Genomic DNA, 21,131 nt, shown 5'->3' on the forward strand with positions numbered 1-21,131 from the left:
CGGCCAACCCGGCCCGGCCGAGGGCCTGACCGGCGGCGCGGACGGCCAGGGCGGTGGCGAGCCGGGCATGACCCGCGACCCGATGCCCGCGGGCCTGACGGACGGCGCCTACGTCGCCAAGTTCGTCATCGCGGTCGACGGCCCCGCGGGCAGCGGCAAGTCCAGCGTCTCGAAGGCAGCCGCCCGGGCGCTCGGGTTCGGGTACCAGGACACGGGCGCCGCCTACCGGGCGCTCGCCTGGCACGCGTTGCAGCAGCACGTCGACCTCGACGACGCCGCCGCGGTCCTGGCGAGCTGGGACACGTTCGACTACGAGATCGGCACCGACCCGGACGCCTACTTCGTCCGCGTGAACGGCGAGGACGTCACCGACGCGATCCGGACCCCGGACGTCACCGCCGCGGTCGCGCACATCGCCAAGCTCCCCGAGGTCCGGCAGCGCCTGGTGCAGCTCTTCCGGAACGTCATGCGCAAGACCGACGCGCAGGGCATCATCACCGAAGGACGCGACATCACCACGGTCGTGGCGCCCGACGCCGAGGTCCGGATCCTCCTGACGGCCGACGAGCAGGTTAGGATGGCACGGCGCTCGGCAGAGGTCACGACCCAGTCGGCCGCCGAGACCTCGGCAGCACTCGCCCGACGAGACGCCGCCGACGCGAAGGTCGTCGACTTCATGAACGCCGCGGACGGCGTCACGACGCTCGACTCCACCGACCTCGACTTCGACCAGACCGTACAAGCGGTCGTCGACCTGGCCCGCACGGCCGGACACTGACACGCGGCCAGGCGGCCGCCGGCAAGGAAACCACCATGGCGCAACCGGACAACGGACCAGAGCACGACGACTTCCCGGAGTACGACGACTCCCTGGGTGAGCGCATCGCGAGCCTCGACGAGACCGAAGCCGAGCAGCGGGCGACCGCCCTGCGGGCCGGGCTCGAGGAGTACGAGCTCGACGACGAGGACGTCGCGCTCCTCCAGGCAGGCACCCTGGGCGAGGACGGCGTCCTCGTCCTCCCCGCACTGCCGGTCCTGGCGATCGTCGGGCGGCCGAACGTCGGCAAGTCCGCGCTCGTGAACCGCATCCTCGGCCGCCGCGAAGCCGTCGTGCAGGACGTCCCCGGCGTCACGCGCGACCGCGTCAGCTACAAGGCCGAGTGGAACGACAAGCGGTTCACCCTGGTCGACACCGGCGGGTGGGAGCCCGACGCCAAGGGCATCAACGCCTCGGTCGCGCTGCAGGCCGAGGTCGCGATCGACCTCGCCGACGCCGTGCTGTTCGTCGTCGACGTCACGGTGGGCATCACCGCGACCGACGAGCACGTCGTGAAGATGCTGCGCGGCACCGACAAGCCGGTCATCGTCGTGGCGAACAAGTCCGACGACGAGCGCCGCGACCTCGACGCCTACGAGCTCTGGAACCTGGGCCTCGGCGAGCCGCACCCGGTGTCGGCGCTGCACGGTCGCGGCGTCGCCGACCTGCTCGACCTGATCATCACCACGCTGCCCGACATCTCCGCCGTCGCCAAGCAGGAGATCGGCGGCCCGCGTCGCGTCGCGATCCTCGGTCGCCCGAACGTCGGCAAGAGCTCGCTGCTCAACAAGGCCGCGGGCGAAGAGCGCGTCGTCGTGAACGAGCTCGCCGGCACGACCCGCGACCCGGTCGACGAGCAGGTCGAGCTGGGCGGTCGCGTCTGGCGCTTCGTCGACACTGCCGGCATCCGCAAGCGCGTGCACCTGCAGCAGGGTGCCGACTTCTACGCGTCGCTCCGCACCACCGCCGCGCTCGAGAAGGCCGAGGTCGCGGTCGTCGTCCTCGACGTCACCGAGCCGGTGTCCGTGCAGGACCTGCGCATCATCGACCTCGTGCTCGAGTCCGGACGCGCACTCGTGCTGGCCTACAACAAGTGGGACCTGCTCGACGACGAACGCCGCCGGTACCTCGAGCGCGAGATCGAGCAGGACCTGGCCCACGTCGCCTGGGCCCCGCGCGTCAACATCTCCGCCCGCACCGGCCGCCACCTCGAGCGGCTGGTACCGGCGCTCGAGACCGCACTCGAGTCGTGGGACACCCGCATCCCGACCGGCAAGGTCAACGCCTTCATTGCCGAGCTCGTGCAGGAGCACCCGCACCCGGTCCGTGGTGGCCGTCAGCCGCGCATCCTGTTCGGCACCCAGGCAGCGAGCCAGCCGCCGACGTTCGTGCTGTTCACCACCCAGTTCCTCGACCCGCAGTACCGCCGGTTCATCACCCGGCGTCTGCGCGAGGTCTGGGGCTTCGCGGGGACCCCGATCACCGTGAACATGCGCGTCCGCGAGCGCCGGAAGCGCACCTGATCCGATCCAGCACGACGACGACGGCCGCCGGGGCACCTGCCCCCGGCGGCCGTCGTCGTCCCGCCGGGCGCGCTGGCGTACGCTCCGTGCATGGCACCGCTGCTCGGACCCACCCGCACCGCGTGGATCGCGGCGGGCGGAGCGGTCGTCGCGGGGGTGGTCGCCATCTCGGTGCTCCTGTCCGTCCCGGTGCCGAACGGACGCTCGACACCGCAGCCGCTCGTCGCGGACGCTCCGTCATCCGCGGCGGCGACCGCGACCCCGCCGCCCCTCGACCAGCCCTGGTACCGGACGGGGCTGCCCGTCGACGGCGAGATCATCCCGATCGGCGCGGAGACGGTCGGCCACGTGAGCGTCGCGCGCATCGCCGAGCGGTCCGTGCGCGTGACGATCACGGGGTTCTCGACGGACCGTCGGAGTGCGGACATGCGGGTGCAGCTGACCGGCGGCGACGTCGTCGGCACCGGTGCGGACGCCGAGTGGATCCCGGACGGCGACCCGGTCGAGGTCGGGGTCATCCCGCACGGCGCGTCCTCGGTCGTCATCGACCTGCGGACCCCGCAGATCCTGCCGCCCTCGGTGCACTCGCTCGTGGTCCTCGACTGGAACACGACGACCATCCTGGGCGGTGCCGAGCTGCTGCCCTCCACCTGATCCGGCCTGGAGGCCCGTGGTCCGCGTTCGACGCCGGATGCGGCACCATGGACGGGTGACGTTCCCCGCACTCGCCGACCGGGTCTGGTGCCGCCTGCGACTCGACCGCCTGGCCGGCGGCCGGCAGGCCGGCTACGTCATCCGTCGCGACATGCTCGACCACCCCGACACGGTGCGCTCGTTCCGCTGGATCCGGTGGTTGCTCGTCGCGGAGACCGTCGTCGGGCTGGCGGCGATCGTCGTCGCGGTCCTGCTGACCCGCGACGGACAGACCGTGCCCTGGGCGGTGTGGTTCCGGGCCACGGTGGTGCTGCTCATCACCCTGACCCTCTACGTCTTCGCCTGGCGTGCGCAGCTCGGCTACTACTGGGCGTACCAGCGGCTGCGGCTCTTCAGCAGGATCTTCCCGATCGTGACGCTCATCGTCGCCGCGATCCCCGGGCTCTACCCGTTCTGGATGGTCATCGAGCAGATCCTGTTCTCCGTGCTCATGGTGGGCATCGGCGACGTCCTGACCTCGGACCACATGCGCACCACGTTCCCCAAGCCCGCTCGCCGGGACGCTCCGTAGGATCGCGACGATGACGACCTTCCGCCTGGACCCCGACGACCTGCCCCGGTCCGCGGGTGAGCTGTACGACCGCGTCCGAGCCGGCGCCGAGCTGCCGACCGTCACCACCGAGGCGGTCCACTCGCTCGCGACCTCGGGTGGCGGCGCGGTCGACCCGGACGTGTTCGACGCCGCGGAGCTGTTGGCGTTCGTGCTGGCGGTCGTGGGCGCCGAGGCGTCGTTGCCCGCGTCCGCGCTGACGGAACCGGTGCCCGATGCTGAGCGCCGACTCCGCGTCGAGGAAGCGGTCCGGCGGCTGGTCGGTCACCGGTCCTGACGCCTGGCTGGCCACCGGTCTCGACGCCTGGCCGGCCAGCGGGCGTCGACGCGCATCCTGGGTCCGCCGGACCCAGGACGGGCGGGACCTGGCACACGCCGTCGCGGCAGAGCATCGTGGGAGCCATGACCACCACCACGCTCCCCGGCGGCACCTTCCGCCTCGCCGACGACCTCGAACTCACCCGCGTCGGGTACGGCGCGATGCAGCTGGCCGGACCGGGTGTCTTCGGGCCGCCCACCGACCGCGACGAGGCGATCCGCGTCCTGCACACGGTCGTCGAGCTGGGCATCACCCACATCGACACCTCCGACTTCTACGGCCCCCACGTCACGAACGAGGTCATCCGCGAGGCCCTGCACCCCTACCCCGACGACCTGCGCATCGTGACCAAGGTCGGCGCTCGTCGTGACGCGGAGGGCGGCTGGCCGCACGCGCGCGAGCCGCACGAGCTCGTCGAGCAGGTGCACGAGAACCTCGGCCGCCTGGGGGTCGAGCGCCTCGACGTCGTCAACCTGCGCATGGGCGGCTTCGACGCGCCGGAGCCCGGCTCCATCGCGCCGCAGTTCGAGGCGCTCGCCGAACTCCAGCAGCAGGGGCTCATCAACCACCTCGGACTGTCGACGGTCTCGGCCGAGCAGCTCGCCGAGGCCCAGGCGATCGCGCCCGTGGTGTGCGTGCAGAACATGTACAACGTGGCGCGCCGCGAGGACGACGCCCTCGTCGACCTCACCGCGGAACAGGGCATCGCCTACGTGCCGTACTTCCCGCTCGGTGGCTTCTCGCCGCTGCAGTCCGGAGCGCTGGACTCGGTCGCCGAACGCCTCGGGGTCTCGCGCCTGACGGTCGCGCTGTCGTGGCTGCTGCAGCGTTCGCCGAACATGCTGCTGATCCCGGGCACCTCGTCCGTCGCGCACCTGCGGGACAACGTCGCCTCGGCCGGGTTCACGCTGCCGGACGACGCCGTGGCCGAGCTCGACGCGATCGGCACCGCCGCCTGAACGAGCGGCGAGCGACACCGACCAGCCCGCGGTGGGGACACCGCGGGCTGGTCGGTGTCAGGAGGAGAAGTCCCAGGAGACGTGCACGCCCGGGTGGAACCAGATCAGCGCCGCGACGCCGAGTCCGACGAGCGTGAGGGCGTTGACGGCGGCCAGCGGGACCCACCACCGTGCTTCGATCCGCCGGACGGCGGCGATCGCGAGCAGGACGACCGCCGCGGCGAACGGGACGGCGGTGACGGCCGATCCGCGAACCGCGAAGCCCGCCATCGCGGGACGCGTGACCTCGAGCGGGGCACCGAACGCGGCGATGAAGACGACGCAGAACACGCCGATCACGGTGGCCACGATCCCCACGCCCATCGCGATGAAGGCGAGCACCAGTGCCGACACCGCGAGCGCCGATCCGGGGCGGCGTCGGGTGCTGCGTCCTGGACCACCGCTCGGGACGGGCGGCGCCGGAGCAGGCACCGCCGGAACAGGCACCGCCGAGGCGTTCGGCCGGAGCGGCCCCTCGGGTGCCCTGGGTGACGGGGTGCGACCCCATCCGTGCTCCGTGTCCATCGGTCCCCCCGCTCGACCCCGTGCTGTCTGCGGCGTCGTGGTCCGACGCTACGCGACCGTGGCCAGCGCGAACGCCAACACGGCCGACGCCCCCGCCCGCCGGAGTTCACGTCCCGCCACCGTCATCGTCCACCGGCTGTCGACCAGGTCGTCCACGAGCAGCACCGGACCCTGGTGGGCCTGTAGTGCGGCACCGAGCTCCGGCCCCACGACGAAGCTGTCCCACACCCCCGCCAAGCGGTAGGCGCTGTTCGTCGCACCGTCGCCGCGCGGGACCCCGCCGGACCGCTCGAGCGTCCCGAGGAACTGCAGCTTGCCGATCGACGACAGCGCCGACGCCAGGGACTCGACGAGCTGCGGCCGCGACCGCGAGGACATCGCCACGACCCCCGTCGGCCGGACGTCCCACGGCCAGTCCCGCAGCGCGCGGATGCAGCCGTCGAGCAGCTCGCGGGACACCGGGGCGTCGGCGACCCCCGTCGCGAACAGCGCACGGAGCGGACCACCCCACCCCAGGTCCGTCAGGCGCGCGACGGCACGGCCGGCAGCGACGACCTCGGTCGCCGGCAGCTTGCCCTTCACAGGCACGTCGAGTGCGCTCATCCCCGACGGCCACTGCGCACGGGGGGCGATCTCGACGCCGACCTGGTCGAGGGCCGTGGATGCGCCCTGCGCCGCGTCACCCGGGACGTCGGTCGGGTACCAGACACCCGCGCAGTTGTCGCACCGGCCACAGGGCTCGGCCGACGGGTCGTCGAGGTCCTGCTGCAGCAGCTGCATCCGGCACGCCGAGGTCGACTCGTAGTCGAGCATCGACGCGGCCTCGGCGGAACGGGCGGCAGCGACACGCTCGTAGCGGGCGGCGTCGTACGACCACGGCTGCCCGGTCGAGACCCACCCGCCGGCGACGCGGTGCACGGCACCGTCGACGTCGAGCACCTTGAGGAGCAGTTCGAGCGTGGACCGCTTGATGTCGACCAGACCCTCGAGCGCGACGGTCGACATCGCGCTGTCGGTCGAGAGCGCACCGAGGACGGCCGAGGCGCGCGACTCGGTCGGCATCGACGCGCTGGCGAAGTACTTCCAGATCTCCTGGTCCTCGTACCCGGGCAGCAGCAGCACGTCGGCGTTGTCGGTTGCACGCCCGGCGCGGCCGATCTGCTGGTAGTACGCCACCGGGGACGACGGCGCGCCCACGTGCACGACGAACCCGAGGTCGGGCTTGTCGAACCCCATCCCCAGCGCGCTCGTCGCCACGAGGGCCTTGAGCTCGTTGCCCTTGAGCTGCTGCTCGAGCTGTTCGCGCTCGTCGGTGTCGGTCCGGCCGGTGTACGCCCGGACCGTGTGGCCGCTCTCGCGCAGCAGCCGGGCGATGTCCTCGGCAGCGGAGACGGTCAGCGTGTAGATGATCCCGCTGCCGGGCAGGTCGCCGAGGTGCGCCAGCAGCCACCCCAGCCGGGCGCGGGCGTCCGGCAGGGTCAGGACCCCGAGCCGGAGCGACGCACGGGCCAGGGACCCGCGGATGGTGAACACCGGGTCGGCGGGTCCGGCGGTCAGCTGCTCGGCGACGTCCTCGACCACGCGCTCGTTCGCGGTGGCCGTCGTCGCGAGCACGGGCACGCCGTGGGGCAGGGAGCGGATGAGCTCGGCCAGACGGCGGTAGTCGGGCCGGAAGTCGTGCCCCCAGTCGGAGATGCAGTGCGCTTCGTCGACGACGAGCATCCCCATGCGACCGACCAGTGCCGGCAGCTGTTCGTCGCGGAACTTCGGGTTGTTGAGCCGTTCGGGCGAGACCAGCAGGACGTCGATCTCATCGCGCGCCAGTGCCGCCTGGGTGTCGGTCCACTCGTGGGCGTTGGCGGAGTTGATCGAGACCGCTCGGACGCCGGCCCGGGCCGCAGCAGCCACCTGGTCGCGCATGAGCGCCAGCAGGGGCGACACGAGCACCGTCGGCCCACCCCCACGACGCCGGAGCAGCAGCGTCGCCAGGAAGTACACGGCGGACTTGCCCCACCCGGTGCGCTGCACCACCAGCGCACGCTGCCGGTGCTCGACCAGCGCGGAGATCGCCTCGAGCTGCCCGGGGTGGAAGACCGCGTCAGGCCGCCCCGTGAGCGCAGCGAGCGCCTGCTGCGCTTCGGCAGCGATGTCTGCGGACGGGACGGTCGGACCGGAGCCGAGCACGGGGGAGGACATGCCCCCATGCTGTCAGCACCGACCGACGAACCCGGCCACGAGCCTCCTGGCTGTGGAGAACTCGGCAGGGTCCGCTACTGGTACGTGACCAGCGACGGTGTCGGCGCCACGTCCGCCATCGTCTGCTCCGGCGTCAGCATGGGCGTGTCCTCGTCGAAGAAGTTCTTCCAGCCCCAGTGCACGCCAGCGGGCGCGTCGACGTGCAGCGCGTTCCACGTCGCCTGCTTGTCCGGCTGCGAGCCCTGGCCGTCGACATGGATGAGCATGTCGAGCTCGGGGTGTGTCGTCAGCGAGGAACGGTCCTGGAGCATCGACAGCCGGAACTGGTGCAGGACGAGGGCCTTCGGCGGCAGTCCCTCCGAGCGCACCAGACCGGCGAGCCAGTCGGACACCTGGTCCACCTCGGCAGAGCTGACGCTGCCGATCTGCTGCAGCGGCACCTGGTCCGGACCGAGCCGCCACTCCGGGTCGAGCGCCAGCCACACGCCCGGACGCTCCAGGAGCGACTCGTAGCGCTTCGCCTGGGACAGGAAGTCGCTGCGGCCGGGCTGCAGGTCGAGGATCACCGGCATGCCCGCGTCGTGCGCCGCGTCGACGTAGGGCTCGAGCGTCGACACCGGCAGCTCGCTCGAGTAGTCGCCGTCCGCCCCCGCCGAACCCGCGGCGACCGTCGCGATCACCTCGAACGCCGGCGTCACCGGTTCGTCGGACACGCCGTCGTACGACGCCGCCAGCTCCTTCGCCCGGGTCACCGCCGCCGCCGGGTCCTGCTCGCCGAGCACGCCCAGCGTCGGCGCCCCCGGTGCGCCGTACATCGCGACGTAGCTATGGCCGTCGAACGGTCGCTGGCCGCCGTGGGGGAGCTGCCACCCGGTCTCGGCGGCCCGGACGGTCCACCCCGGGTCGGGCAGGTCGGCGAACGCCGTCCCCACCAGCACGGTGGGCGTGTCCCGGTGCGCGTGCAGCGCGCGCACGACGTCGGGTGCCGCAGCCGGGTCGGTCACGCCGTCGGGCATGGTCACGACATCGGCACCGGCCGCCTGCGCCGTTCCCACGACGGCGGCGTCCGCCTGGTCGTCCGCCACCACCACGGTGGCCGGACGGGAGGCCCGGCTCGGCTCCGGCGCTGCGCCACCGTCCGGCGCGTCGCGCTCCTCGACGTCGGTGCTGACGTCGACGTCGCCCTCGGCCTGGTACCAGGAGGCACCGAGGCGGTCGAGTTCCTGCCCGACCGCGCGGCGGTCGTCGGAGCCGGCGAGCAGCACCGGGACGTGGGCACGTCGGGCGGCGCTCGCCGCGGTGCCGATGGCGGACGCGTCGTCCGCGGGGGCGACGACGGCCCCGGGTGCCGAGGCGAACACCGCGCGGCTCGCGCGGATCGCCCGTTCGGCCGGGTCGTGCTGCGCCAGGACGGTCACGGTGTCCGAGGAGGCCTTCGCGAGCGTCGGGCGGGCGTCGACGGGAGCGGCACCGCTGCACCCGGCGATCCCGACGGCCAGGCCGGTGACCGCGACGGCGAACAAGAGACGGGTGGTGCGGGACGGCATCAGACCACCCTAGGGGCCGGTCCTGGACCCGGTGTGGCCGCCCGTGGCGCGGCGGGGGTCCTGCGTCCGCTATGCTGGTCGGGCTGCTCCGCGCTCGGTCGGGTGCGGGTGGCGGAGTCCACGCAGACCTGGTCTGCGGGGGTTCCGAGTCCCTCGGGACTCACGGGCTGTGGCGCAGCTTGGTAGCGCACTTGACTGGGGGTCAAGGGGTCGCAGGTTCAAATCCTGTCAGCCCGACCGAAGGGGCAACTTAGGAATCGTCTCAAGAACTGTCCGCAATGAAGAAGCCCACCGAGATTCTCGGTGGGCTTCTTCATTGCGCGTCGCCCTCGTGCGGGCTCGTGTGGGGAGCAGGTAGCACCTGTGGCCCATTCCTGGCCCGCGCGGAGCGCGTGCCCGGTCTTTTGGCGCGACAAAGGGTGGCGCATCGACGCCGCGTCCGCGGAGCGAATCGGCGATGGCAGCGCCATCGTCGGGGACTGCTGCAGGTTTGGTTGACTCCTAACGGGTAGGGGCGTTGGCTCCTGCTGGAAGGATGTGCGCCATGGTGAAGGCGTATCCGGAGGAGTTCCGCCGTGATGTGATCGCGGTCGCCCGGAAGGGTGAGACGTCGGTGCGGCAGGTCGCGAAGGACTTCGGTGTGTCCGAGTCCTGCCTGGCCCGCTGGTTGCGGCTCGCGGACCGCGACGACGGCATCAATGTTGCAGCGGTGCCGTCGGCGAAAGCGATCGAGCAGGCGGAGCTGTGGGACGCCCAAAAGCGGATCCGGCTGCTTCAGCAGGAGAACGAGATCCTCCGCCGGGCGGCCGCGTACTTCGCCCAGTCGCAACTCCCAAAATGATCTACCCGCTGGTCCTAGCACTCGCCGCCGATGGTGTCCCCGTCGCGGTGACCTGCCGGGTGCTGGGTTTCTCGAAGCAGGCCTTCTATCGGTGGCGCGCCGACCCGGTTTCTCAGCGGGACTGGGAGGACGCGCACCTGACCAACGCAGCGATCGATGCGCATCGCGACGATCCGACGTTCGGATACCGGTTCATCGCCGATGACCTTCATGCTGCCGGCCACCGAGCATCAGAGCGGCGAGTGTGGCGGTTGTGCTCGCAGCAGCGGCTCTGGTCACTGCACGCGAAGAAGCGCGGCCTGAATCGCAAGGCTGGGCCGCCAGTGCATGACGACCGGGTCCGGCGTGCGTTCACCGCCCCAGACCTCGACAAGCTCTGGCTGACGGACATCACGGAGCACCCGACCGGTGAGGGCAAGCTCTACCTCTGCGCGATCAAGTACGCGTGCTCGCGCCGGATCGTGGGCTATTCGATCAGCGACCGGATGCGGTCCTCGCTTGCCGTCGCGGCTCTGCAGATGGCGATCTCCCGCCGGAACCCGTCAGGGACGGTGGTCCATTCGGATCGGGGCAGCCAGTTTCGTTCGAAGAAGTTCGTCCGGGCGCTATCGGACGCCGGGCTGCTCGGATCGATGGGGCGGGTCGGCGCGTGCGCCGACAACGCTGCAATGGAATCGTTCTTCGCGCTCCCGCAGAAGAACGTCCTCAACCGGAGACGCTGGGCGACCCGGGAAGAGCTCCGGCTCGCGATCATCACCTGGATCGAAGCGACCTACCACCGGAAACGGCGCCAACGTGGACTGGGGAAGTTGACCCCGATCGAGTACGAGACGATCATCAACCCACAGGCCGCACTCGCGGCCTAAACGAACGAGTCAACCAAACCTGCAGCAGTCCCGTTCGGCTCCCACATCAATGGAGACACCTCAAGCGTTCCACGCGCGCGTGCCTTAGTGAAGCGCTTGGCAACGGCCTCGTCTTCCTCGACACCGGAGACGACGTCCTCAGCAACTCCATCGACTACAGCGCCCGATGGTCCAGCTACGCCGCCGACTACCTTGCACTGTGCCTCTCGCGGACCCGCGAGTGGGAGCACGCGTGGAGTGCACGCTCCGCACAGCGGATTGCGATCCCGGACTTCGACGACTGGCTGCGCATCACCGAGCGGCACCCGGCGTACTGACCTCAGCTCGCAGTCCGCCGACCCCACGCAGTGGACTTTACGATGTTCGTCGGGCGGTCAGCGTTTGAAGGAGAATCAACGAGCTGCCAGAGCAGCAGATTGGGAGTCAACCGGACTCTCAGAATCTCCGGCCCATCGGCACGGCGCGTCTGATGCGTCATGACCAAGCGCCCAGAGGAGAATGAGCAAAGCACAGTTGTGCACTCTGAGCACCAACCCGGTGTAACCCATACTCACGAAATCGACTGTCCGCCTGGCCTAGGGAGCCTCTTCGCGCGCGCATCGAGACGAGGACGCCTGATGCAGATTACTTGCCTTCGAATCTCCGGCTTCCAATCGTTTGGCCCCGACAGAACGGAGATCGCGCTGCGGGACGTCACCTACGTCCTGGGCCCCAATGGCTCTGGCAAGACGGCCGTGCTCGAGGCGCTCTCGCGACTCTTCAGCCCGCTGCCGGTACAGCGCAGAGTTCGTCACTCGGACTTCCATATCCCGAACGGACAGACGGCAGCCGAGGTGCAGGCCGCTGGACCCGTGATGTGGATCGAGGTGGACATCGAGGTTCCAGAGTCGGGTGCTCCAGGCGACCACGCCTCGGTACCACCCAACTTTGCGCACATGCGCATCGCCACGGAGGACGGTATTCCGCGCATCCGCGTGCGGCTCACAGCCACCATCGCTGCCGACAACGTGATCGAGGAGAAGCTCGAGTACATCCTCGAAGTGGACGCGGACGGCGAGCCGCTGCAGCGAGCTGACATGTCGCGCTTCGATCGCGCGAACGTCGAGGTGCACTACCTGCCTGCACGCCGCGATCCGGCCGAGCACATTTCTTACACAACCGCATCGCTCGTCGGGCGGGCGCTTCGTGCCGCAGACTGGACGGCCGAACGTACGACGCTCGAGATGCTTTCGAAGAACCTCACCGACGCACTTGCCGACAACGACGCCGTCAAGAGCATCGGCGTTCAGCTCGCGGGGGAATGGAAGGGGCTTCACTCAGGCTCCTTTTTTACCGACCCCTCAATCGCGTTCGGCAGCGGGGATCTCGAGAGCGTGCTCCGCCAGCTCACTGTCTCGTTCGCGCCGTCCCCAGCTGACTCCTCGCTTCCGTTCGAACGACTCAGTGACGGGCAGAAGTCGCTGCTCTACATCTCTTTGGTCCTGGCCTGGCAAGCTCTCGCGCGGGAAGTGCTTGGTGGCACAGAGACCTCATTCGATCAACACCGCCTGCGCCCTCCGGTGCACACGGTCATCGCGCTCGAGGAGCCGGAGAACAGCCTGGCTCCGCAGTACCTTGGCCGCATCATCCGGCAGCTCCGAAAGGCTGCGGAGCCTGGCGACTCGCAGTCTCTCATCGCGACACACTCGCCTGCCCTACTCCGCCGGGTCGATCCAGAGTCGATTTGCTTCCTGCGCCTCGACAGCAGCCGCCAGTCGCAGGTTCGGCGCATCCTCTTGCCAACGACGAGCGACGAGACGGCGAAGTACGTGCGTGAAGCCGTGCTCGCATTCCCGGAGCTCTACTTTTCGCGCTTGGTCGTTTTCGGCGAGGGAGACAGCGAGCAGATCGTGCTGCCACGTGTCCTCGCTGCGGCCGGCATTGCCGAGGATGACGCCTCGGTGTCAGTGGTTCCGCTGGGTGGGCGTCACGTCAATCACTTTTGGCGCCTCCTCAAGGAGCTTGAGATCCCGCACGTCACGCTCCTCGACCTGGATTCTGGACGGCACCAGGGCGGTTGGGGTCGTGTTCGGAACGCGCTGAAGCAGTTCAATAAGCTGACTCCGGGCACCTTCGATGCTGCGCTCATCGATGGTCTCCCGAAGTGGAACGACGCCGTCGACTTCCCGGAACTCGTAGATCCGAGGATCGTCAGCGGCGTGGGTCCGGTCAACGCCCTCGAGGCGAAAAGCGTTTACTTCTCCCACCCCGTCGACCTTGACCTCATGATGCTCGAGGCGTTCCCGGACGCCTACGGAGTCGAATCGGTCGGCGTGCCGGACGACAAGACCATCGCCGCGGTGCTCGGCAAGTCTCACGCGAGTGAGGATCGCCTCCCAACAGACACCTTCGAGCTCTTCGATGACTATCACCGGCTGTTCGATCTGAAGAGCAAGCCCGCGTCGCACCTTCGCGCGATGGCGGCGCTGACCGACGAGGAACTACTCGAAGACCTTCCGGAGGTACTCGAGCGGCTCGTTGATGACGTGCGCACGAAGCTCGGGGCGCTTCCCGAGTGATTCATCCCGATGACTGGCATCCGGTCGGCGGACTGGACCTCGAACCGAACGCACTGAAGGCCGTGCGCGAAACCGGGGCGAACGTCGTTGTCACCGCCGGCCCTGGTGCGGGCAAGACCGAGTTGCTGGCGCAGCGCGCAGACTTCCTCTTTCGAACAGGCGCGAGTGCGTATCCCAAGCGGATCCTCGCGATTTCATTCAAGGTCGATGCGGCACGCAACCTGCAGTCTCGCGTTCGTCTGCGATCCGGGTCGCAGTATGCGGCTCGGTTCGACAGCTTCACCTTCCACGCCTTCGCCAAACGACTAGTCGATAACTTTCGTCCGGTGCTTACCGGCCAGAATGCCCTCAAGCCAATGTACCGGCTCGACGCGAGTACTCGAATTCAGAGTGAGCAAATCACCTTTGACGACCTCGTGCCGCTCGCCCTGGAGATCCTCGAGAAGAATGAGTACGCACGTGGCGCGCTTCGGCAGACCTACAGTCACGTCTTCATGGATGAGTTCCAGGACGCCACTACCGCGCAGTACGCCTTCCTGAAGAAGGCGTTCGGGGGAACCGGTGTACAGCTCATCGGCGTCGGCGACACCAAGCAGCGCATCATGCGCTTCGCAGGCGCTCTCGAAGGAGTCATGGCAACGTTCGCTGCAGACTTCAGCGCGATCGACCTCCAGCTCTATCAAAACTTCCGGTCGAAGCCACGCCTGCGCCGGATGCAGAACCGCATGATTCTCGAGATGGACCCGGGCGCCGCGAGTCGCGACGCTGACCTCGTTGGGGAAGAGGGCGCGGTCCAAGTGCTGCGCTTTGACAACAACGAGAACGAAGCGGCCGCAGTGACGGCGATGATCCAAGGATGGCTCGAGGCCGGTGTACCACCGCGGGAGATCACCGTGCTGGCGCGGCAGCAGCCCCACCTCATCACGAGCGTCCTTGGCGAACATCTCAGCGCCGCTGGCATCTCGCATCGCAACGAGCAGCAGTCGCAAGACCTGACAACGGAGCCGGTCGCGGCACTGATCTTCAACTTCCTCCGCGTCGTTGCGGACGACGGGCGACCAGCGGCCTATACCGAACTCGTGCGCGTCGTGACCCACGGCGGAATCGAAGAAGTGGACGGGGTGCTGGACAGCAAGCTCCGCGCACTCCTTCGTGACGCCCGCCTTACCGTGCGCGCAGCAGGCTTTGTCGCCGCCGAGTACTCGTCATGGAGCCCACTCATCAGTTCGTTCCTGAAGTTCGTGACTCGCCCATCGCTCAATGCGCTGTCTCCGTCGTATCAACAGGGGGACCGGCTGAACGACGTGATCAAGGCGGCCGCTGGCGCTTTCAAGCGCGAGCTAACGTTCGACGGCGATCCGATTGCGGCACTTGACCGGCTATCAGAAGAGGACAGCATCCGGATCCTGACGGTGCACAAGTGCAAGGGGTTGGAGTTTGAGAAGGTCGTTGTCCTCGGAGTCGAGTCTCAGTTCTTCTGGGGCAATGACAACGACGTGAAGTCGGAATTCTTTGTCGCAATCTCGCGAGCCAAGGAGGAACTCGTGCTCACCACGGCTCGTCACCGTACGAAGCCTTACGGCGCGAACGCCTACTGGCGTGAGGACTCGCCTCCATACAACGCTCTATTGGAGTATGCCAATGAGTCTTGAATCTACTGAGCTCGGTCCATAACTCGGAGACATCGAGTGCGACCTCGATCTCGGGAAACCTCGTGACGCCGTCAACCGACCGGCGCATTCGCGGCCCAAATCAACGAGTCAACAACCGTGACGATCTCTGACCTCGCTGCGGATGCGATCGCCGCACTGACCGGCACCCGCTGGTCGATCATCGATGCGCCGGCTCACGTGCCAGCGAAACCGGGGCTCTACGCGATCTTCGGCGACGAGCGGGCGCACCGAGAGCTGGGCCTCCTCGAGGACGCCGGGGCCCGCAGCGCGCCGGACCTCCCGCTCTACGTCGGCAAGGCCGAAGCGAGCTTCGTAGAGCGCGATTTGAAAGACCACTTCGCTGCGGTGCCGGGCAGCACAGCGCGCACGGGCGGGTCCACTGTGCGGAGGTCGTTCGCTGCGCTGCTGCGTTGCCGGCTCGACTTGCACGGTGTGCCGCGGAACCGGGAGATCCCGGGGTACTTCTCGATGTACTCGCTGGCAGGCGACGATGACGCGCAGCTCACGGCATGGATGCACGCGCGCCCCTCGCTCGCCGTTCGGACGGCACCGGTGCAGATGACCGTGAAGCTCGTCGATGTCGAGACTCAGCTCATCCGGCACTCCACGCCGGTGATCAACATCGACAGGAATCCTCGGAAGCTCTCGCGCCTCGGGGCGGCGCGCAAGGCGATGAGTGCCGAGGCGAAGGCGTGGCGGCCGGCACAGGCCGCTCGCGAAGCGGAGCGTGGCCAATGAACGGCTCTCGTGGGGACGCCGCGCGTGAGCGGCTCGACGCGGCGCCCCTCGCCGAGGAGGTCGTCTTGCGCGTCGCTGAGGCGAAGACGATCCTTCCGTCGACTAAGGGACTGCTCGCGGTGACCGCGACGCGGGTCATCTACACCTCGAAGCGGCGGAGCTGGACGGCCGACCTGCGTCAGGTGGCCACGGCGTCGCTCACGCGCGAGGGGTCACGAGGCACGATCCGGATCACGTCGGCTTCCCACGTTGAGGTGTTCAGCGCGAACGGGACGCGGCGAGTGATCTGGTGAACGTCCTCCGCACACGGCAGGCCGTCGTGGCAGAAGCGTCTACGTGACGGATCCCACGAAGGGGAACTCGCAGTTCGGGTCAACGCACAAGAATGGCGACCGGAGAAACACCTGATCAGAGGCCCGTCCTTCGGGCCGCGGTTCGCGTCGGAGGATAGGCCGATTCCCGTCGCGGGATACAGCCATGTCTTGTGCCTTCGACCGCCGCATCGTCTCAAGGATCCGGAGGTTCTTAAGACACCCGCCGAACGAACGACGAAGCCCAACGATGCACTCGGTGGGCTTCGTCGTTGGGTAGGCGGGCCTCATCCCCGACGTCGGGCGTCGAGTTCCCGGGCCGCCCGCCACAGCCGCAGCAGCACCTGCAGCTCGAGCGCCCGACCGCGCCACCCGTCCCCGAGCAGCCGGTCGAGCGAACCGAGCCGCTGGTACACGGTGTTGACGTGCACGCGCAGCGCCGCCGCGGTCGCCGAGGGGCGCTGCCCCTGGTCGAGGAAGACCGTCAGTGTCTCGACGAGGGGGACACCTCGGACGGCTTCCTCGTCGAACACCACGCCGAGTTCGCGTCGGGTCTGTTCCTCGAGCTCGTCCCGCCCGGTCCGGCTGAGCAGCACGGCGAAGACCCCGAGGTCGGCCGCCCGGGCGAGCCCGGCGTCGCGGCCGAGTGCCGTCAGGGCGTCCGCGGTCCGGGTCGCCTCGACGTGGGCACTCCGGATCCCGGCGGTGTCCGTCCCGACGGCCGCGATCCCCGCGACCGGACCGGTGTGGCTGTCCCACACGGCTTCGATCCGGCTGTCCCGCGGCACCACCAGCACGAGGCGGTCGCGGTGGACCGCCGATGCCCACCGCCCGCCGAGGCGCAGGCCCGTGACGAACCGGCGCGCGACGTCCGGGTCCCCGGCGGCGACCACCACGACGTGCGGCTGCTGCGGATCGAGGCCGGCACCGCGCCATCGCTGCCGGTCGGCCGCGGGGTCCGGCTCGGCGCGGCTCAGCAGGTCGATCGTCGCGATGTCCCGGCCGAGCTGCACTGCACGGGCCTCAGCACGAGCGCCGACGAGCGTCAGGGCGATGAGCGGTGCGGCGCGTTCGAGCAGGAGCGCCACGTCGGCGGGGACGGGGCCGTCGACCACGAGGGCGCCGAGGACCTGACCCGCCGCGGTCACCGGCTGCAGGACGCCGGGCGCGAGATCGACCGCCGAGGTCGTGCCCGTCGCGACCACCCGGGCGAGCGCGGCACCCACCGCACCGTCGGCGGGCTGTTCGACCCAGCGGATCTGCACGGCCGTCAGCGCCTGCACCCGGCCCACGAGCGTCGCGGTGTCCCCGCCGGCGAGCACCGCGGCGGTGAGGTCGGCGTCCAGACGCAGCGTCACCTCGAGGGTGTCCTTCGCGCGTCGGACCTCGTCCGCGGCACGGGCGTTGTCGATGGCCACCGCAGCGTGCGCGGCGAGGTCACCGAGCAGCCCGATCTCCTGGCGCGCGAACCGGCGTTCTTCGCGCTTGGCGGCCAGCAGCACCCCGACGACCCGGCCGCGCACGGTCAGCGGCACGCCGAGCAGCCCGCGGACGGACTCCTCGTCGACGGTGGCGTCGGCGCGCTCCTCGTGCACCAGCGTGGCGTCACTGCCGTAGTCGGAGGTCCAGCGCGGCGCGCCCGACTCGACGACCTGCCCGACGAGCCCCACCCAGCGGGGCAGACGCGTCCCGACCAGACTGGGGGAGCGCGCTCCGTCGGCGACGTGGATCGTGATCTCCTGCTCGTCGAGCAGGGCGACGTAGGTCAGGTCCACCCCGAGCAGCCGCCGTGCCTGACGGACGACCTCGACGAGCAGGTCGTCCGGGTGGGGGACCGCGGCCAGTCGACCGGCGATGTCGTTGAGGGCGGCGAGCTCGGCGACCCGACGGCCCCGGTCCCGCGCGAGCACGGCGAGTTCCGCGGCGGCCCGGGCCTCGGCGTCGACCTGGGCGTGGTCGGCCCCCGTCGCCAGCAGGGCGTCACGGTGCGCTTCGACCTGCGGCAGGTCAGGCTGCTCCAGCAGCAGGTCGAGCCACCCCAGGGCTGTGGATGCATCGTCCACTCTCATGGCAGGAGTGTAGATGCTCGATCCATTGTCCGGCCAGGGGTCGCGGGGCGAGGGTGGAGCATCCGCGAGCGGCAGCGCCGCCCCTCAGCTCAGGAGTCCCCATGAACGCACCAGTCCCCCCGACCAGCACCGCAGGTCCGACCAAGCCCACCGTCGACGTCCCCACGGACACGGTCTCGGCACGGCCCGTCCGGCTCCGCCGCCTGTCGGTCGGCCTGGCCCTAGTCTACGTGGCGATCCTCGCGATCAACTCCGGGGGCCTGGGCATCCTCATCCCGAACCTCGTCGCGGACATCGACGCCGCGGACAAGATCGGGAACCTCGCGATCGTGACGACGGTGGCGTTCCTGGCGAACGTCGTCGCCCAACCGATCGCCGGAGCCCTGTCCGACGTCACCCGCTCGCGCTTCGGCCGGCGCTCGCCGTGGATGGTCGGTGGCGCCCTGCTCGCCGCTGGCTTCCTGGTCGGCCTGCCCCTGGCGAGCTCCGTGGTGGTCGTCGCCGCCATCTGGCTCGTGGTCCAGCTCGGCCTGAACGCCCTGCAGGCGGCAGCGACGGCGCTCGTCCCGGACCGCTACCCGGCCAAGCAGCGCGGCGGGGTGTCCGGACTGATCGGCCTCGGCATCACCATCGGCAACGCCGTCGGTGCGGTCGTCGCCGGGGGCTTCGCGAGCGCGGGGTCGCTGCCGTACATCGTCCTCGCGGCGATCGTCGTCCTGGTCGTCGTCGTCTTCGTCGTCGCCAACCCCGACCGGTCCAGCCGCGACCTGGTCGTTGAGCGACAGAGCATCGGCGCGTTCCTGCGCGGCTTCTGGGTCAGCCCCCGCAAGCACCCCGACTTCGCCTGGGCGTTCGCCGCCCGGTTCCTCATGGTGATCGGCTTCTACGGTGCGCAGACCTTCGGCCTCTACATCCTCCGCGACTACATCGGCATGACCGACGCCGCGTCGAACGGCTTCGCCGCGCAGATCGGCATCGTGCTGCTGATCGGCGTGCTGCTGTCGGCCCTGACCAGCGGCGTCCTCTCGGACCGCATCGGTCGCCGGAAGCCCTTCATCATCTGGGCGTCCGTCGTCATGGCGATCGGTCTCGCCGTCCCGCTGGTCTTCCCGACGACGACCGGCGTTCTCGTCTACAGCTTCCTGCTCGGCCTGGGGTTCGGTGCGTACATCTCGATCGACCTGGCGCTGATGACCGAGGTGCTGCCCGTGTCGATGACCTCGGGCGCGAGCACGGCCGGGCGTGACCTGGCGATCCTCGGACTCGCGACGACGCTGCCCCAGGCGCTCAGCCCCTCGATCGCGGCGGGCCTGGTGTCCGTCACCGGCGGGTACCCGGCGCTGTTCGTGTCGGGCATCGTCTTCGTGGCCCTGGGCGCGCTGGCGGTCCTGCCCATCAAGTCCGTCCGCTGAGACCCCGTCCCATCGAGCCCCGCGTCCGCCGCGCACCGAGGAACCCGACCATGCAGACTGCAGTCATGCGCCTCCACACCACGACGACCGGCGACGGCGAGCACCACGTCGGGCTCGTCCACGGCCTCGGCGCCGACGGCGCGACCTGGCAGCCCCTGGTCGACCGGATGACGGCGACGGGCCGGTACACCGTCACGACCGTCGACCTCCGCGGGCACGGTCGGAGCGAACGCGCTGACCGGTACCGCCTGGACGACTTCGCCGACGACCTGGTCGGGGCGCTGCCGACCGGGCTGCACAGCGTGGTCGGGCACTCGCTCGGAGGAGCCGTGCTGGTCCGCGCGGTCGGACGGCTCCGTCCCGAGCAAGCCGTCTACCTCGACCCGGGCTTCCACCTCGCGCTGCCCACCACCGGCCTCGCCGCTCGCCTGTTCTGGGCGGTCCCACCACTGACACTGGGCATCGCGGGGCTCCTGCAGGCACGGAAGAGCGCGGCAGCCCGCGCCGGGTACACACCCGCCGTCCGGCAGGCACTCGCCGACGCTCGGAAGCGGTTCGACGGAGGCATGGCGATCGGCGTCTTCCGTGAGGTCGCGCACACCCCGCTCCCGATCGCCCCGCCCGAGGTGCCCTCGGTGGTCGTCCTGTCGGACGACGCGCCCGCGGTCGTCCCCGATGCCGTGGCCGCCCGCCTCGAGCGCGCCGATTGGGGGATCCGCCGGATCCCCGGCATCCACCACGACATGCAGCTCGAGGACGCCGGCCGGACCCTCGAGGCGGTCGCGGACGTGCTCTGAGACGTCCCCAGACGACGCTCAGCGGGCTTCGAGCAGGACCCGGACGGCCTCGCTGAGTGGGCCTGCGAGGTCCTCCGCCGCGGCCGAGGTGAGGGGCTCGAGTCCGGTCGCGGCGCGCACCATCACGATGCCGAGCCCCGTCGCGATCGCGACCTGCGCCCGGAGCAACAGGTGTTCGGTGCCGGGGTCTCCCGGCAGCCAGCCCGCCGCGGTCGCCATCCGCTCGGTGAAGGCCCGGAGCGTCTCACGTCGGATGCGATCCGCGCCGTCGTCTCCCGAACTCCGGACGAGCAGGAGCATCTGCAACGACGACTCGTCGCTCGGCGCCCCGGTGATCTTCCGCACCATCCGGTCGACGACCCCGTCGATGGTCGAGGCATCGTCCTCGGGGGCGTCGAACTCCTCGACGGTCCGACTCAGGCAGGCCTCGAACAGACCCTCCTTGGACGTGAAGTAGCGGTTGATCAACGCGACGTTCACGCCGGCGTCGTTCGCGATGTCCCGGACGGTGGTGGACCCGTACCCGTTGATGGCGAACCGTCGGCGGGCGGACTGCAGCAGTCGGAGTCGAGTCGCCCCGGCATCCCGTGCCCGTCCGGAGCCGTCCGGATGGGCGCGGTCCTCGACCGGCGTCGGTGTCTGCATCGTCATCGTCGTCCTTCCGTTGCCCCCACCGT

General features: G+C 69.8%; 18 protein-coding genes and 1 tRNA gene. 14 read left to right on the forward strand and 5 right to left on the reverse strand.

Annotated elements, in window-relative coordinates; translation table 11 throughout:
* Positions 1–82 precede the first annotated feature (82 nt).
* From cmk to DEJ13_RS06065, 6 genes are all read left to right on the forward strand, one after another.
* Positions 83–778, forward strand: coding sequence for a (d)CMP kinase (gene cmk / locus DEJ13_RS06040; RefSeq protein ID WP_111107056.1), 696 nt, complete (start codon positions 83–85; stop codon positions 776–778).
* A gap of 35 nt (positions 779–813) precedes the next feature.
* Positions 814–2,340: a ribosome biogenesis GTPase Der gene (gene der, locus DEJ13_RS06045; protein WP_111107021.1), complete on the forward strand. Its 1,527-nt coding sequence runs from the start codon at positions 814–816 to the stop codon at positions 2,338–2,340.
* A gap of 90 nt (positions 2,341–2,430) precedes the next feature.
* Positions 2,431–2,994 (forward strand): hypothetical protein, encoded by a 564-nt coding sequence (locus DEJ13_RS06050; RefSeq protein ID WP_111107022.1) that lies wholly within the window; start codon positions 2,431–2,433, stop codon positions 2,992–2,994.
* Positions 2,995–3,049: 55 nt separating this feature from the next.
* Positions 3,050–3,565, forward strand: coding sequence for a hypothetical protein (locus DEJ13_RS06055; RefSeq protein ID WP_235515463.1), 516 nt, complete (start codon positions 3,050–3,052; stop codon positions 3,563–3,565).
* Between the two features lie 10 nt (positions 3,566–3,575).
* The gene (locus tag DEJ13_RS06060; RefSeq protein WP_111107023.1) at positions 3,576–3,881 is read left to right on the forward strand and encodes a hypothetical protein; all 306 of its coding nucleotides are present in this window, start codon (positions 3,576–3,578) and stop codon (positions 3,879–3,881) included.
* A gap of 125 nt (positions 3,882–4,006) precedes the next feature.
* Positions 4,007–4,882, forward strand: coding sequence for an oxidoreductase (locus tag DEJ13_RS06065; RefSeq protein WP_056121700.1), 876 nt, complete (start codon positions 4,007–4,009; stop codon positions 4,880–4,882).
* Between the two features lie 57 nt (positions 4,883–4,939).
* Here the strand turns inward: DEJ13_RS06065 and DEJ13_RS06070 are convergent, their stop codons facing one another.
* The 3 genes from DEJ13_RS06070 to DEJ13_RS06080 form a co-directional block, all read right to left on the reverse strand.
* Positions 4,940–5,275: a hypothetical protein gene (locus DEJ13_RS06070; protein ID WP_111107024.1), complete on the reverse strand. Its 336-nt coding sequence runs from the start codon at positions 5,273–5,275 to the stop codon at positions 4,940–4,942.
* Between the two features lie 219 nt (positions 5,276–5,494).
* Positions 5,495–7,642: a RecQ family ATP-dependent DNA helicase gene (locus tag DEJ13_RS06075; RefSeq protein WP_111107025.1), complete on the reverse strand. Its 2,148-nt coding sequence runs from the start codon at positions 7,640–7,642 to the stop codon at positions 5,495–5,497.
* A gap of 74 nt (positions 7,643–7,716) precedes the next feature.
* Positions 7,717–9,189, reverse strand: coding sequence for a hypothetical protein (locus DEJ13_RS06080; protein ID WP_111107026.1), 1,473 nt, complete (start codon positions 9,187–9,189; stop codon positions 7,717–7,719).
* Between the two features lie 163 nt (positions 9,190–9,352).
* Here DEJ13_RS06080 and DEJ13_RS06085 point away from each other — a divergent pair.
* From DEJ13_RS06085 to DEJ13_RS06110, 6 genes are all read left to right on the forward strand, one after another.
* Positions 9,353–9,426 (forward strand) — tRNA-Pro (locus DEJ13_RS06085).
* 307 nt (positions 9,427–9,733) lie between these two features.
* Positions 9,734–10,896, forward strand: a protein-coding gene (locus tag DEJ13_RS06090) for an IS3 family transposase (protein ID WP_111107027.1) whose coding sequence is annotated in 2 segments (ribosomal slippage) — positions 9,734–10,016 and positions 10,016–10,896 — 1,164 coding nt in all. Because the reading frame shifts where the segments join, the coding sequence is not laid out codon by codon here.
* 617 nt (positions 10,897–11,513) lie between these two features.
* Positions 11,514–13,454: an ATP-dependent nuclease gene (locus DEJ13_RS06095; RefSeq protein WP_111107028.1), complete on the forward strand. Its 1,941-nt coding sequence runs from the start codon at positions 11,514–11,516 to the stop codon at positions 13,452–13,454.
* Complete coding sequence (locus tag DEJ13_RS06100; RefSeq protein WP_111107029.1) at positions 13,451–15,106, forward strand: UvrD-helicase domain-containing protein; 1,656 nt, start codon at positions 13,451–13,453, stop codon at positions 15,104–15,106. Before DEJ13_RS06095 ends, DEJ13_RS06100 begins: the two co-directional genes overlap by 4 nt.
* Positions 15,107–15,223: 117 nt before the next feature.
* Positions 15,224–15,865 carry a GIY-YIG nuclease family protein gene (locus DEJ13_RS06105; RefSeq protein ID WP_111107030.1) on the forward strand — a complete coding sequence of 214 codons (642 nt, stop codon included), beginning with the start codon at positions 15,224–15,226 and terminating at the stop codon, positions 15,863–15,865.
* Positions 15,862–16,158 (forward strand): hypothetical protein, encoded by a 297-nt coding sequence (locus DEJ13_RS06110; RefSeq protein WP_111107031.1) that lies wholly within the window; start codon positions 15,862–15,864, stop codon positions 16,156–16,158. Before DEJ13_RS06105 ends, DEJ13_RS06110 begins: the two co-directional genes overlap by 4 nt.
* Before the next feature lie 305 nt (positions 16,159–16,463).
* Here the strand turns inward: DEJ13_RS06110 and DEJ13_RS06115 are convergent, their stop codons facing one another.
* The gene (locus DEJ13_RS06115) at positions 16,464–18,245 is read right to left on the reverse strand and encodes a helix-turn-helix domain-containing protein (RefSeq protein ID WP_146245246.1); all 1,782 of its coding nucleotides are present in this window, start codon (positions 18,243–18,245) and stop codon (positions 16,464–16,466) included.
* A gap of 230 nt (positions 18,246–18,475) precedes the next feature.
* Between DEJ13_RS06115 and DEJ13_RS06120 the strand changes: the two genes are divergently transcribed.
* Positions 18,476–19,657, forward strand: a complete 1,182-nt coding sequence (locus DEJ13_RS06120; RefSeq protein ID WP_284158154.1) for an MFS transporter — start codon at positions 18,476–18,478, stop codon at positions 19,655–19,657.
* 50 nt (positions 19,658–19,707) lie between these two features.
* Positions 19,708–20,454 (forward strand): alpha/beta fold hydrolase, encoded by a 747-nt coding sequence (locus DEJ13_RS06125; RefSeq protein WP_258374108.1) that lies wholly within the window; start codon positions 19,708–19,710, stop codon positions 20,452–20,454.
* Between the two features lie 18 nt (positions 20,455–20,472).
* Here the strand turns inward: DEJ13_RS06125 and DEJ13_RS06130 are convergent, their stop codons facing one another.
* Complete coding sequence (locus DEJ13_RS06130; protein WP_220037588.1) at positions 20,473–21,105, reverse strand: TetR/AcrR family transcriptional regulator; 633 nt, start codon at positions 21,103–21,105, stop codon at positions 20,473–20,475.
* Between the last annotated feature and the right edge of the window lie 26 nt (positions 21,106–21,131).

The organism is Curtobacterium sp. MCLR17_007 (genome assembly GCF_003234655.2).
Lineage (GTDB): Bacteria > Actinomycetota > Actinomycetes > Actinomycetales > Microbacteriaceae > Curtobacterium.